The sequence below is a fragment of the Acinetobacter sp. Swhac1 genome, from assembly GCF_013390985.1.
GTDB classification, from domain to species: Bacteria; Pseudomonadota; Gammaproteobacteria; order Pseudomonadales; family Moraxellaceae; genus Acinetobacter; species Acinetobacter towneri.
This window is the reverse complement of sequence record NZ_JACASN010000001.1, coordinates 1-13,267: the sequence shown is the minus strand read 5'-3', so window position 1 is coordinate 13,267 and position 13,267 is coordinate 1. Positions and strand designations below refer to the sequence as shown.

Genomic DNA, 13,267 nt, shown 5'->3' with positions numbered 1-13,267 from the left:
TCACTATCCATCTGCTTCAGTGTTGTTTTGTATTTCCTGCGTTTCTACAATTCGTGTCACTAAAAGTTGGTCAATTTTAAAATGATCGACGTCGACCACTTCAAATTTATAACCATCAAAAAGTACAGAGTCGGCAGGACGCGGGATTTTACGTAGCTTATACATCATAAAACCTGCAATGGTTTCATAATTTTCATCATCTGGCATTTCATCAATTTGCAGCGCGTGTTTAATGTCTTCAATTGGTGTACTGCCATCAATCAGCCAAGAATTGTTATCACGTTTAATGATTTGCTGATCTTCTTCAATAGGTGTTACCCAATCGCCCATCACAGTAATCATAATATCAGACAGGGTAATTACGCCCACAACCAACGCATATTCATTAATGACTACGGCAAATTTTTCTTTGGTAGAGCGGAAACGGTCTAAGACTTCAGACAGCGTGAGTGTATCTGGAATGGTTAATACATTACGGATGGTGCTTTCATTTAGTTGTAGTAAAGATTGATTATTGAGGATTCTGACCAAAATATCTTTGGCATCAACATAACCAATCACATCATCAATATTTTCGCTACAGACCAAAAATTTGGAATAAGGATATTCTGCAAGTTTTTGACGAATACTGGCTTCAGATTCCTTTAGGGTAAAAAACACCACATTTTCACGTGTAGTCATACTCGAAGGCACGTTACGTTCTTCAAGTTCAAACACGTTTTCAATAAAGTGATGTTCCTGCTTTTGTAAAACACCTGCTTGAGCGCCTGCATCCATGACTGCAGAAATATCATCAAATGTAATATTGTCTTCGCGCGTGGTGTTTACTTTGAATAAACGGAACAGCACGTTGGCAATCGCATTAATCATCCATGCCAAAGGCTTGCATATCCGAATAAAAATTTGAATCGGATTAATCACCGATACCGCAATTTTTTCAGGGGCGATCATTGCCAAACGCTTAGGCATTAGGTCGGCAAATAAAATAAACAGCGAAGTCACTAAGGTAAATGACAAGGCAAAACTAAGCGTTTCAGCCCATGGTCCTTGATAGAAGCGCACAACTAAGTTGTAAAAATAAGGACGGAATGCGCCTTCACCTAAAATACCACCTAAAATGGCAACTGCGTTTAAGCCAATTTGTGAGGCAGCAAAAAAATCAGCTGAGTTTTCTTGTAGGTCTAAAACTTTTTGGGCACGTTCATCGCCTGATTCGGCTAGAATTTTCAGTTTAACTTTACGTGCACCAGCCAACGCAATTTCAGTCAGCGATAAAAAACCAGCTCCGACAATGAGGATGAGGATAATAACAATATTCTGGAAGAGGCTCACGAATCCACCTGTGGATTATATTATTTTAAATATAACAATTTGAATCTTTATTAAATCATGATTAAACAATGAGGAATATCGAAATATTCCTCATCTGAGTATAAGGGTTTGTGCCAATAAGTTCAGTGAATTTTTAATTAATAGGCTGAAAATTGAGAGTTATTCAGTAAAAACTCACGGTTTTCTTCTTCAATCATTTGGCGCGCTACATATAAAATCAATTGGCGTAACCAACGGTGTGCAGGGTGATGATGTAACAACGGACACCATGCCATCTTTAATTCAAATTCTGGAATATAAAATGGTGGGTCTTTAATCAGTAAACTTTGGCTTTTGGCTTGTAAGCGCGCAATACGTGTAGGTAAGGTTGCGACTAAATCTACATTAGACGCGAGTAGTGCAGGCATTTGATAATGACGGGTAAACACCGAAATTTTACGTTTTTGTCCAATACGCTCTAAAGCTTGATCAATCCAACCTAGTCCCGCTTGTTTCTCTGGATTCACACCAAAACCAACGCCCATACCTGTTTTAGAAACCCAAATATGTTGTGCATCTAAGTAGCTTTTTAAATTCAGGTTATTGGCAGCAGGGTGTTTGTGATTGAGCAGGCAAGAAAAACTATCACGCCAAACTAAAACCTGATGGAAACTTTGTGGAATTTCATTAAAACGGTTAATCGCCAAATCGACTTTACCTTGTTCCATGTCGCGATAAGACACATCACTCGGGGTTAAAAAGTCTAATACCACATTAGGTGCTTCAGAGCGTAAAGCTTTAACCAAGCGTGGGACTAATGTGGCTTCTGCGTAATCGGAGGTCATAATCCGAAATACACGATTTGAAGTATAAGGGCGGAACTCAGTACGCGGCTCCAAAATCATAGAAAGGTCAGATAAGGCATCGCGGATACGCGGTTGTAATTCTAAGGCACGTTCAGTTGGCGTCATGCCTTCAGAAGAACGAATCAGCAGGGGATCATTAAATAAATTGCGCAAACGACGTAAAATGTTACTCATCGCAGGTTGGGTAACGCCCAATTGTTCTGCAGCACGGGTTACATTTTTTTCACGAAGTAAGACGTCAAGATAAATTAATAGATTAAGATCAACCCGCTCCAGATTCATAAAATAAATACCGAAAATAAAATCACTAAATTATTGGAATTATGCCATAAGCCGTAAGGCTTGTGTATAAATTATGATGAAAAAATCGACGAGATAAACAGCAAAAAATCTGAATAAAAACAGCCAGCCCCATCATTATTTCCTAAAGCAATGTAGGTTGCCTAGTACTGCATCTATACTTTTTAATCTTAAATGCAAAAACACTTAAAAGTATTGGCAGAACTGATAGCAGATTCTATTTTGTATGAAACTTATGCACTTACATTGCGCTGAAAAGCAGCAAAATTTTGCTAAAAAATGGCAGAAATCGCCAATGCAAGCATTTTTTATGAAATGCAAGACTTAAGTCTAATGCAGAAAATATCGGCACAGAGATGAATTTGTAAGCAAAGATATTTAATTGATTTTCTAAATAAGGTTTTTAAAATCAATATGTTGTGTTTTTATTGTTTTTGTGAATTAAGACTTTGATCTATACATTTTTTTAAAAAATACCGAGAATTACACGAGAATATTGGATTAATTCATTCAGTCACTCTACTCTGTATTCATCGTAACGAAGTGCTCTAAATCTGAGCAATCAAGCATAAGCGCGATTTAGCCTTCGATTGATAAATCCTAAATAATATTACAGGGTACAATATCATGACTACATACCAAACAGCGATTGATGCAATCCGCGAATTAAAAGCAAAATTCGGCAACACTTGGGCAGACATCAGTCCTGAAGATGCTGCGCGTATGCAAATGCAAAACCGTTTCAAAACTGGTTTAGATATTGCTAAATATACAGCTGCGATTATGCGTCGTGATATGGCTGCTTATGATGCTGATTCAAGCAAATACACTCAATCTTTAGGTTGCTGGCACGGTTTTGTTGCGCAACAAAAAATGATTGCGAACAAAAAATACTTCGGTACTACTGAACGCCGTTATATCTACCTTTCTGGTTGGATGGTTGCTGCACTTCGTTCAGAATTCGGTCCACTTCCTGACCAATCTATGCACGAAAAAACTTCTGTTCCTGCATTGATCGAAGAAATCTACACATTCTTACGTCAAGCTGACGCGAAAGAATTAAACGATTTGTTCCGCGCACTTAAAAAAGCACAAGACGCTGGTGATACTGCTAAAGCTGCTGATATCACTGCTCAAATCGACAACTTTGAAACTCACGTTGTGCCAATCATTGCGGACATCGACGCTGGTTTCGGTAACGAAGAAGCAACTTACTTATTAGCTAAGAAAATGATCGAAGCGGGTGCATGTGCACTTCAAATCGAAAACCAAGTTTCTGACGCGAAACAATGTGGTCACCAAGCTGGTAAAGTAACTGTTCCACACGAAGACTTCATCGCTAAAATCCACGCGTTACGTTATGCGTTCTTAGAAATGGGTCTTGACGACGGTATCATCGTTGCACGTACTGACTCTGAAGGCGCTGACTTAACTCAAAAAATCCCAGTAGTTAAAGAGCCAGGTGACATCGCTTCTCAATACATCAGCTACTTAGACACTCAAGAAATTGACATCTCTGAAGCGAAAGAAGACGAAATCCTAATCAAGCGTGATGGTAAATTACACCGTCCTAAGCGTTTAGCTTCTGGCTTGTACCAGTTCCGTGAAGGCACTCAAATTGACCGCGTTGTACTTGACTGTGTAACTAGCTTACAAAACGGTGCTGACCTTCTTTGGATCGAAACTGCGACTCCAAACGTAGAAGAAATCGCTCACATGGTTAACCGTGTACGTGAAGTTGTGCCAAATGCGAAACTTGTTTACAACAACTCTCCATCATTCAACTGGACACTGAACTTCCGTCAACAAGCGTACGACCGTTGGGTTGCTGAAGGTAAAGACGTATCTGCATACGACCGCGCTAAATTAATGAGCGCTGAGTACGACGATTCTGAATTGGCTGCTGAAGCTGACGAAAAAGTACGTACGTTCCAAGCAGACGCTTCTCGTGAAGCAGGTGTGTTCCACCACTTGATCACACTTCCGACTTACCACACTGCTGCGCTTTCTACTCATGAGCTTGCAGAAGGTTACTTCGGTTCTGAAGGTATGTTGGCTTATGTTGCTGGTGTACAACGTAAAGAAATCCGTGGTGGTATCGCTTGCGTTAAACACCAAGCAATGGCTGGTTCTGACATCGGTGACGATCACAAAGAAATTTTCTCTGGTGACAACGCGCTTAAAGCAGCGGACGAAGCTAAAAACACAATGAACCAATTCAACGCGTAATCGCTTGATGGTTTAAAAGAAAACCCTGCATCTGCAGGGTTTTTTTATGGCGATAAAAATAATCAAAGAATGCTGAAACACTTTTAAGAAACATCTTTAAAGAGATGTTTCTTTATTTATGAACAGTCAGCAGTTTGAACTTATTTAATTTTGATCACATCTGCCTGTACAGAAGTAGGGTAATGGAAAGACACCTTAATCCATTGTTTTTGTTGTGCGGGAATAGGCTCTAAAAACTTTGGATCGACTACTGCTGCATATTCTTGATATTGCTGATCGACCAAAACTAAGTCATTGGCATGTAATTGCAATGCTTGATTAGATTGATTGTGAATTGCTAGAAAATAATCGTGTGCCATCACAGGGTCGTTTAACTCTTTGACCTCAACATTTTGTACGTGTTCGGCCTGAATATCGACATGCTTCAGCGCATTACTGACTTTTATACTTTCTACAGGATGTAGGAAAACCTGGGTTTCAATTTTCGGCTGATTTTTTATATTTCTTTGTTTGTATAAATTGAATTTAAGCCCGTGAGTTGTAAGCTGAATGCGCGCGTAAGCTTCTACATTTTCTGTGTGGAGCAACCATTCATCAATAGTAGTTTGAGATGGATGTTGATTCTGTTTTTCTCGCTGTTTGTTGTCTTGAGCAGCTTGAATCGTTCCTGTCACTTGGTTTTCGCTTTGGCGCTGTTTCGAGCGTTTAATGTCGCTAAGTTGAAAGGTTTGATCATCATTCAGGCGTAAGTGAATCACATGTTGTTCACAGTGGTCACAAGGTAATAAGGCTATAAAGTTACCTGTAGCTTGTCTTGACCAAGAAGTTGCTGATTTTTGAGATTCAGTTTTGTGCGCGACTGGTGGTTCAGAAGCCAAATTAGCTTGATATTCCTTACTTTGCTCGGTTGACCCGCAAGCAGCTAAAAGTAAGCTAAGTGTACTGAGTGCAATCGGATAACGATTCAGCATAAATGTTCTGAACTCAAAACTCTTGTTGCTGCCACCTTAAACTTTCACCTTGTATCTGAAAAGCTAATTCGCCTTATATTTAATGAAAATTTGTAGCAAATCATAACAAGTTCGTGTTTTAACGTTTTAAATTTTACTTCAAGGATTACATCGGATTAGACCTTGAAACTCATCAAACTACGCGTAAATTCATATATTTACAATTTTTAAATCTGCTTAAATCTGGTAATAAATGGATGTAAAAACAGTATGATGTTGCATGGAATAAGAAAATTGAGATGAGTGCAGGGAATTTTTATACATTTATAAAGTATTTGTTTATTTATTCATCGTTTTAGACTTTTATATTTGGTGATGCTTGCTAGAATTCGCACACTTTATTTGGGGTATGCGGTTGTGTTTGAAAAGTTAGCTGAGCGAAGCTTAAATTTAATGGGTTGGGAAATCGACAATCATTGTCCGTTGGAATTAGACCAATATGTGATGATTGCTGCACCGCATACCAGTAATTGGGATGCCTTATATGCACGCTTAGGGCTTAAAGCTTTGGGCGTTAATGTTCGCTTGACCATTAAAGACAGCTATATGAAATTGCCGTTTGGACCATTTGTCCGTGCGATGGGAGGTATTGGTATAGACCGTCGTCCGAAAGCACTAGGCGAAGCACGACCTAGTATGGTTCAGCTCATGACGGACTTATTTAAAAACCATCCTAAATTGGTGATGTTGGTGACGCCTGAAGCCACACGTGCGCGTCAAGAACAATGGAAAACAGGTTTTTATCATGTTGCGTTAAATGCAGGTGTGCCAATTGCTTTGGCGTATATGGATTACGCAAAAAAGAAAACGGGTGTGGGAAAAATTGTGCATCCAACCGGTGATTTTGAAAAAGATATGGCTGAAATCATGGCATTTTATGCGCAGGTTCAAGCAAAATTTCCTGAAAGTTTTAGTGTCGATACACGTTACTATTCAGAATAAGCACACTATTTCAGTGTAATAATCTATCAAAACTAAAAGACAGGGGATTATCCCTGTCTTGCTTTAAAACGTGGATTGGATTTGCAAATCACAAATAATTTGCCACGACGTTTCACAATTTGACAATCGGCACGCGATTTTGCACTTTTTAAAGATGAACGAACTTTCATGAAGATAAACACTACAATATGTAATGTTATAATATTACATTAATAGATGACTCATGAAAAGTGTCGATAGTCATAAAATTACCGCGTATCTTTTAAGGAGAAAATTTAAACAACAATCTTTTGGTATAAGCCCGCACGTACAGTTCCCGCTTTGCTCTCTTTAACTTTTTGCCAAGTCTGCGGTAATTTTAACAGGTTTAAATCACGATCTGCTTCAACATAAATCAGACCTTGTGCCGCAATGAGTGGATCAGCCAACCCTGCCAATTCTTCCCATAAATCTAAACTATAAGGCGGGTCTAAAAATACCAAATCAAACTGATCTTTTAGTGTCGCCAAAGCATGTTGTGCGGTAGAAACTTTTAATTGTGCTTTGCTTTTATTGACGCGTAATAATTCTAAATTTTGCTGTAAAAACTGTGCTTGTGTACGGTTTGGCTCAATCATGACCACGTGTGCCGCACCGCGAGACAGGGCTTCAAAAGCTAAAGCGCCCGAACCTGAACAGAGGTCTAACACTTTGGCGTTTTGCACATCCCACATTAGCCAGTTGAATAAGGTTTCGCGCACTCGGTCGGGCGTAGGGCGTAATCCCTCAATTGAAGCAAAAGCCAACTGACGACGTTTCCATTCTCCACCAATAATGCGTAGTTGATTTTTCATGGCTTAGTCGCTCTCAATTAGGTTAGTGGGTACAATTGCTGTTGGCGCAGTTGCAGGTGGATTGGTTGGAGCTGAACTCGGAGTAGTTTGCGAAGGATTTGGGTTGAGCGCAGGGTGATTGGTTGCTGTATTCGGATTATTCACGTTATTCGTATTTGGTGCAGTAGATGAAGGGACTTCACCACTTGGCAATTCACTTGGTTTTAAACCTGCAGTCATTAAGCCACCACTCACTTGTGCGGCAGATGGACGAATTGGCTTTTTATTTTTATTCAGTAACCAATAGTCTAAAATTGGACGCGCCAAAGCCGTTGCTGCAGAACCACCGCGACCATTTTCTAGAATGATGGCAATTGCGATTTCAGGGTTTTCGGCAGGAGCGAAGCCAACAAATAAACCGTGGTCAAGCTGACGGTCGGTCAATAAGGCTTCGTTATAGCGTTTACCTTGCGCAATACTTTTAACCTGTGCTGTACCTGTTTTACCTGCAACTGAATATTGCAAGCCGCCTTTAATCCCTTTACCTGTACCTGATTGAATCACATCAACCATGGCATCACGCATTTTAATCCAGTCTTCTTCTGTGCCGTTAAAGTCAATTTTTCCGTTGGTACCATTGTGAACTTTAAATGGTTTCGCGCCACGACTTTCACGTAACACGTGCGGTGTGACTTTAAATCCTTTGTTGGCGGTGATGGCGGTGGCCATTGCTAATTGCAATGGTGTCGAGGTAAATGCACCCTGACCAATACTGACGGAAATTGTTTCACCTTTCATCCATTTGGCTTTGCGCGTACGCATTTTCCAGTCCGGGTTTGGGTAGAGTCCTGTGCTTTCACTTGGTAAATCGACCCCAGTTTTTTCACTAAAGCCAAATTGACGCATCCAGTCGTTCATTTTTTCAATGCCCATGCGATACGACAATACATAGAAGTAGGTATCACACGACACGACTTGAGCTTTGTGCATATCGACAATGCCATGCCCAGTTTTTTTATGGTCACGGAAACGGTGGCTGTCGCCTGGTAAAGTGAAATAACCATAATCCTGAATGGCGGTTTTCCAGTCGACATAGCCATAATGAATACCGCCTAAACCAAACATCGGCTTAATGGTAGAACCCGGTGGATAAACACCTTGTACTGCACGGTTATAGAGTGGTTGATCTAAATTATCGCGTAAGGCAGAGTAGTCGGTATGGCTAATACCTGTGACAAATAAGTTAGGGTTAAAACTCGGACTGGAGACTAAAGCTAAAATTTCACCTGTACGTGGGTCAAGTGCCACAATTGCACCACGGCGTTCTGCCAGTTGTTCAGAGGCGACCACTTGCAAGCCATAATCCAATGACAAAAACAAATCATTGCCACGTACAGGGTCTTTACGTCCTAAATTGCGCAGCACATTACCATGTGCATCGGCTTCTACAGATTCGTTGCCGGGTACGCCATGTAGCAAGTGCTCATACGATTTCTCCACCCCAATTTTGCCAATCAAGTTGGTGCCTGCATAAGCATCTTTGTCAATTTCTTTCAGTTCTTTGTCGTTAATGCGCCCGACATAACCAATCACGTGCGCAAATAAGTCACCATGCGGATAGTAACGTGTCATCTGGGTTTCAATATTGACCCCAGGGAACTGAAATTTAACTTCACTAAAACGGGCAATATCCGATTCATTTAAATTCAGCTTGATCGATACACGTTCAGTTTTACGTGAAGTTTTAATCCGACTTTTAAAGCGATCGATATCTTCTTCTGTCAGTTGTAAAACAGGTGTCAGTCGCGCAATGGTATCGTCAATATCTTCAACATCTGCACGGCTTAAAGTGGCTGAGAACACAGGGTAGTTATCTGCCAATAACACACCATTGCGGTCATAAATATAACCACGTGCAGGTGCGAGTGGTTGTAGCCGAATTCGGTTTTTATCTGATGCAGTCGCAAATTCATCGTAGCCGCTAATTTGTAAAAAGGCATAACGAGCCACCAACAGCAGCAAGAAAAAAACCACAACACCCACCGAAAAAAAGATGCGATTGCGAAAAATACGCTTCTCTTGCTGAGCATTTTTTAACGGATAGTGTTGTTTCATACAAAAATTGGCTTAACAAAAATGAGGGAGAACGAATTTGGACTATTCTAACGCATCTATTGGCAATTTTGAGTAACCATGTTTGACTGAATTGCCCGATTTAACCTAGAAGATGGGCGCAATCTTAATTTTTGACTTTAGCGACATCAAAATTGTAATTTGCTGTATATAAGAATCCTGACAATTCTGCTAGAGTCAAAACACGAAAACAGGACTGTTTTTAAAATTAAAACAAATGGACACTGGTGACAATAATGACAAAAGTCTATTCTTTCGTGGCATTACTTGCCTTTTCAAGTTTTAGCTTTGCTGGGAACACTACTTTTTTACCTGAAGCAAAAATTAGCGCAGATAGTGCAAAAACCTGGAATGTAGGGGCGGGTATTACCCAAAAATTACTGCATTTGAATGGTGAATGGGTCAATCCTTATGGCATTGCCTATCTAAAAGCGGGGGCTTTTTTAAATGGTGACCATGAAGTCGGTGGGCAAACAGGTTTTCGTTACCCATACCACCTCACAGGTAAAGACAAAAATGGTTATTATATTGGCGCTTACGCAGGACACCTAGAATCTAAATGGGTGGATGGTGAAGAAAAAGCGCGTTTAGGTGCAGGCATTGATCTGGCTTATGTATTACTGAGCCCTGAACGCATCAGTAGCTTTAGTGTTGGCATTGGCGCAGGTGAAAAAATGGAAGATCGACAAGGGCGAGTGATTGCGGAAACTGAGCCTAGACTACAATTTTCCTATACGCTCAGTATGGGTTTGTAGTCAGAATAGTGACTTTTAACTACTTTAGAATCTTGTAATTAGAACTAAATATGGAAAAAATGCATGCTTGAGTACGTCAATCAGTTGTGGCAAACCTTTTTGAATCGTCCAGATTTTTGGGCCGTGCTCAGTATTATTCCTGTGACTGCTTTTGTGACTTGGGCGCACGTGTGGATGGCACTAAAAATGGTGTTCTATCCAATTAGCTTTTGGGGCTTTCACCTTGGGCCTATTCCTGTGGGATGGCAGGGGATTGTACCGCGTAAAGCAGGGCGTATTTCAGGCATCATTACCGATAACACATTGTCAAAATTAGGTTCATTGCGTGAGTTTCTCAATGCTATGGACCCTGAAGATATGGCGCGTATTATTGGTGAGCAAGTGGGTTTTGAACTTGAGCACTTAATTGATGAGGTCATGTTAGACCGCAATGCTGTGCTTTGGGAAAACCTACCGTATTCGATTAAACGCCGTATTTACGCACAGGCGCATAAACAATTGCCAGGTGTGCTGCGTGAATTGGTGACTGAACTGACCTTGAATGTTGAATCCTTGGTGGATATGCGTGAAATGGTAGTCAGCCAAATGGAAGGTGATCGCCGCTTAATGGTGCGTATGTTCCTAAAAGTCGGTCAAAAAGAAATTAACTTTATTTGGCATATCAGTGCATTGATTGGGATGTTCTTTGGTATTTTCCAAATGATTGTTTGGTTTCTTGTACCATGGCACTGGACGGTTCCATTTTGGGCGGCAATTTGGGGCTTCTTGACCAACTGGATTGCGATTTGGATGGTATTTAACCCAGTCGAACCACATTACGTGAAATATCCGCAGTTCTTTAAATTGACTGAAAATCGTCAATTTCCATGGATTAAGCCAGTGATTCCACGCATTGGGACTTATAATATTCAGGGTGCGTTCATGAAACGCCAAGAAGAAGTCTCGGATGTGTTTGCAACGGTAGTCACAGAAGATCTGATTACGTTAAAATCGATTATGACTGAAATGATGTATGGCAGTAAAAAAGACAAAACCCGCCGTATTGTCAAACGCCACATCAACGAAATTATGGAAACACCATTGGTTCGTACCTCTTTACAGTTGTCTTTGGGGCCAAAAGAGTATGCCAAACTCAAGACTGACTTGATTGATCGTTCGATTGAAATTACGATGGTGCCTGTATGCGACCCTGCCTTTAATGCGAGCCGTGCACAGAAAATTTATCAAATGTTCAGAGATCGTATTCGTGAACTGACGCCAAAAGAATTCCAGAATCTCTTGCGTCCTGCCTTTCAGGAAGATGAGTGGATTTTAATTGTCTTGGGTGGTGTAACTGGTTTTATTGCTGGTTTAATACATTTGTTTGTCGCTTTCTTATAAGAGGATGCTGGCTGCGTAAAGGGCGATGGCTCTGATATGCAACGAGTGTCAAATACATTGTTAAAATGAGGATGTTTTTTTATGCGCATTATCTTACTCGGACCACCTGGAGCAGGTAAAGGTACACAAGCTCAGTTGATCTGTAAGCGCTACAATATCCCACAAATTTCAACCGGTGATATGCTCCGTGCTGCAATTCGTGAAGGTACTGAATTAGGTCTACAAGCCAAAAGCGTTATGGACGGTGGCGGTTTGGTATCCGATGAACTGATCATTGGCTTAGTGAAAGAGCGTATTGCGCAGCCAGATTGCGTGAATGGTTGTATTTTTGATGGTTTCCCTCGCACCATTCCACAAGCTGAAGCTTTGGAAAGTGAAGGCATCAATATCGACCACGTGATTGAAATTGATGTTGCAGACGAAGAAATCGTACAGCGTTTGTCTGGTCGTCGTCAGCACCCTGCATCTGGTCGTATTTATCATCTTGTTTACAACCCACCAAAAGTGGAAGGTAAAGATGACGAAACTGGCGAAGATTTGGTTCAACGTCCAGATGACCAAGAAGAAACCATTCGTAAGCGTTTAAAAGCGTATCACTCAGAAACTGAGCAATTGGTTGGCTTCTATCAAGGTCGTGCTGCTTCTGGTGAAAATGCACCAAGCTATAACAAATTGAATGGTCTTCGTCCAATTGAAGAAGTTCAAGCAGATTTGTTTGCTATTTTAGACCAAGCAAAATAAGTCTAGGTTTTAGACCAAGTCTGTTTAAAAGAAAATAAAATCGTTTAAACAGGCTGCTTGTTTTGACTTTAAAAGAGTCCTGATTCATATTAGGGCTCTTTTTATTTGTGTCAGTTTGGGAGAGTGCTTTGCAACATGCTGCTGTTATCATCATGTTATTGGCAAGTATTGCCGTTTTAGGCTTTCTTGTTTTTGTGAGCTATAAGTTATTGCGCAACACACAAGCTCAGAATTCGACTGAAAAAAAATCAGGTAAGCACTATCAATTGCATCCGAAACTTAAACAACAGCAAGAACAACAACGTCAGTCTGAAGATTCTCAGGATAAATAAACCATCACACATCTGCAAAAGATTGCAATTTTAAATTTGGGCAGTTTTTATAAAACCTTATGAAAAAGAATAAAATTCTATTAATAATTCTTGTGGTTGGTATTATTACTTTAGGTATTGTAATTTTTCTCTGTACACGACAAATTTCACAGAACCCTTATCCTATCAGGATTCTGCTTTCTTAAAATTGCCAAAATTTCCTTAAACTCTTCTTTTTTCCCAAAACCAATTAAACGCTGAATCGCCATTTGAACATAGTCTAAACCATAGCGAAATAAACTCATTGAGAGTCGTCCATGCTTCTTTATTTTTATCGCTTTTTTTTGATTATGTTGCCATTCACCCGTTAAGTAACACCAACAGAAGCTTATAGCTAACACCGCAATCAATTTTTTCACTCGTCTAGGGTCTGTCAAGCGCGTATTTTCAAGATTAAACCCGCGTCCTTTGAGACAA

General features: G+C 40.3%; 12 protein-coding genes and 1 pseudogene. 6 read left to right on the top strand and 7 right to left on the bottom strand.

All coding sequences use genetic code 11. The annotated features are described in order from the left end of the window. Nucleotides 1–3 precede the first annotated feature (3 nt). Both HX743_RS00065 and HX743_RS00060 read right to left on the bottom strand, forming a co-directional pair. Nucleotides 4–1,332, bottom strand: coding sequence for a hemolysin family protein (locus HX743_RS00065; RefSeq protein ID WP_104852324.1), 1,329 nt, complete (start codon nt 1,330–1,332; stop codon nt 4–6). Nucleotides 1,333–1,469: 137 nt separating this feature from the next. After that, nucleotides 1,470–2,459: a LysR family transcriptional regulator gene (locus tag HX743_RS00060; protein ID WP_004977282.1), complete on the bottom strand. Its 990-nt coding sequence runs from the start codon at nt 2,457–2,459 to the stop codon at nt 1,470–1,472. Between the two features lie 645 nt (nt 2,460–3,104). Between HX743_RS00060 and HX743_RS00055 the strand changes: the two genes are divergently transcribed. Then, nucleotides 3,105–4,706 (top strand): isocitrate lyase, encoded by a 1,602-nt coding sequence (locus HX743_RS00055; protein WP_178318173.1) that lies wholly within the window; start codon nt 3,105–3,107, stop codon nt 4,704–4,706. A gap of 140 nt (nt 4,707–4,846) precedes the next feature. On the opposite strand, the gene HX743_RS00050 is transcribed toward HX743_RS00055, so the two are convergent. Further along, nucleotides 4,847–5,677: a copper resistance protein NlpE N-terminal domain-containing protein gene (locus HX743_RS00050; protein ID WP_178318172.1), complete on the bottom strand. Its 831-nt coding sequence runs from the start codon at nt 5,675–5,677 to the stop codon at nt 4,847–4,849. 354 nt (nt 5,678–6,031) lie between these two features. Between HX743_RS00050 and HX743_RS00045 the strand changes: the two genes are divergently transcribed. Beyond that, nucleotides 6,032–6,658 carry a 1-acyl-sn-glycerol-3-phosphate acyltransferase gene (locus HX743_RS00045; protein WP_178318171.1) on the top strand — a complete coding sequence of 209 codons (627 nt, stop codon included), beginning with the start codon at nt 6,032–6,034 and terminating at the stop codon, nt 6,656–6,658. 47 nt (nt 6,659–6,705) lie between these two features. Here the strand turns inward: HX743_RS00045 and ykgO are convergent, their stop codons facing one another. From ykgO to mrdA, 3 genes are all read right to left on the bottom strand, one after another. Further along, nucleotides 6,706–6,828, bottom strand: coding sequence for a type B 50S ribosomal protein L36 (ykgO, locus tag HX743_RS00040; protein WP_026438469.1), 123 nt, complete (start codon nt 6,826–6,828; stop codon nt 6,706–6,708). Nucleotides 6,829–6,933: 105 nt separating this feature from the next. Then, on the bottom strand, nt 6,934–7,491 hold the full coding sequence (gene rsmD / locus HX743_RS00035) for a 16S rRNA (guanine(966)-N(2))-methyltransferase RsmD (protein ID WP_004970724.1): 558 nt from the start codon (nt 7,489–7,491) through the stop codon (nt 6,934–6,936). 3 nt (nt 7,492–7,494) lie between these two features. Then, nucleotides 7,495–9,585 (bottom strand): penicillin-binding protein 2, encoded by a 2,091-nt coding sequence (gene mrdA / locus HX743_RS00030; RefSeq protein WP_178318170.1) that lies wholly within the window; start codon nt 9,583–9,585, stop codon nt 7,495–7,497. Nucleotides 9,586–9,839: 254 nt separating this feature from the next. Here mrdA and HX743_RS00025 point away from each other — a divergent pair, with 254 nt between their 5' ends. The 4 genes from HX743_RS00025 to HX743_RS00010 all read left to right on the top strand — a co-directional run bounded on the left by HX743_RS00025 (nt 9,840) and on the right by HX743_RS00010 (nt 12,811). Beyond that, complete coding sequence (locus HX743_RS00025) at nt 9,840–10,358, top strand: hypothetical protein (protein ID WP_178318169.1); 519 nt, start codon at nt 9,840–9,842, stop codon at nt 10,356–10,358. 63 nt (nt 10,359–10,421) lie between these two features. Beyond that, complete coding sequence (locus HX743_RS00020; RefSeq protein WP_004970719.1) at nt 10,422–11,738, top strand: hypothetical protein; 1,317 nt, start codon at nt 10,422–10,424, stop codon at nt 11,736–11,738. 81 nt (nt 11,739–11,819) lie between these two features. Then, nucleotides 11,820–12,479, top strand: a complete 660-nt coding sequence (gene adk, locus HX743_RS00015; protein ID WP_004970717.1) for an adenylate kinase — start codon at nt 11,820–11,822, stop codon at nt 12,477–12,479. 107 nt (nt 12,480–12,586) lie between these two features. Further along, on the top strand, nt 12,587–12,811 hold the full coding sequence (locus tag HX743_RS00010) for a hypothetical protein (protein WP_228153788.1): 225 nt from the start codon (nt 12,587–12,589) through the stop codon (nt 12,809–12,811). A 146-nt stretch (nt 12,812–12,957) separates the two neighbouring features. On the opposite strand, the pseudogene HX743_RS00005 reads toward HX743_RS00010, so the two are convergent. Then, nucleotides 12,958–13,267, bottom strand: a pseudogene (locus HX743_RS00005) (IS4 family transposase); the annotation flags it as partial.

Bases quoted from the DNA above. Each gene is read 5' to 3' on its own strand.
- HX743_RS00060 (WP_004977282.1), bottom strand. From the start codon at position 2,459: ATGAATCTGGAGCGGGTTGATCTTAATCTATTAATTTATCTTGACGTC.
- HX743_RS00055 (WP_178318173.1), top strand. From the start codon at position 3,105: ATGACTACATACCAAACAGCGATTGATGCAATCCGCGAATTAAAAGCA.
- HX743_RS00050 (WP_178318172.1), bottom strand. From the start codon at position 5,677: ATGCTGAATCGTTATCCGATTGCACTCAGTACACTTAGCTTACTTTTA.
- HX743_RS00045 (WP_178318171.1), top strand. From the start codon at position 6,032: ATGCTTGCTAGAATTCGCACACTTTATTTGGGGTATGCGGTTGTGTTT.
- ykgO (WP_026438469.1), bottom strand. From the start codon at position 6,828: ATGAAAGTTCGTTCATCTTTAAAAAGTGCAAAATCGCGTGCCGATTGT.
- rsmD (WP_004970724.1), bottom strand. From the start codon at position 7,491: ATGAAAAATCAACTACGCATTATTGGTGGAGAATGGAAACGTCGTCAG.
- mrdA (WP_178318170.1), bottom strand. From the start codon at position 9,585: ATGAAACAACACTATCCGTTAAAAAATGCTCAGCAAGAGAAGCGTATT.
- HX743_RS00025 (WP_178318169.1), top strand. From the start codon at position 9,840: ATGACAAAAGTCTATTCTTTCGTGGCATTACTTGCCTTTTCAAGTTTT.
- HX743_RS00020 (WP_004970719.1), top strand. From the start codon at position 10,422: ATGCTTGAGTACGTCAATCAGTTGTGGCAAACCTTTTTGAATCGTCCA.
- adk (WP_004970717.1), top strand. From the start codon at position 11,820: ATGCGCATTATCTTACTCGGACCACCTGGAGCAGGTAAAGGTACACAA.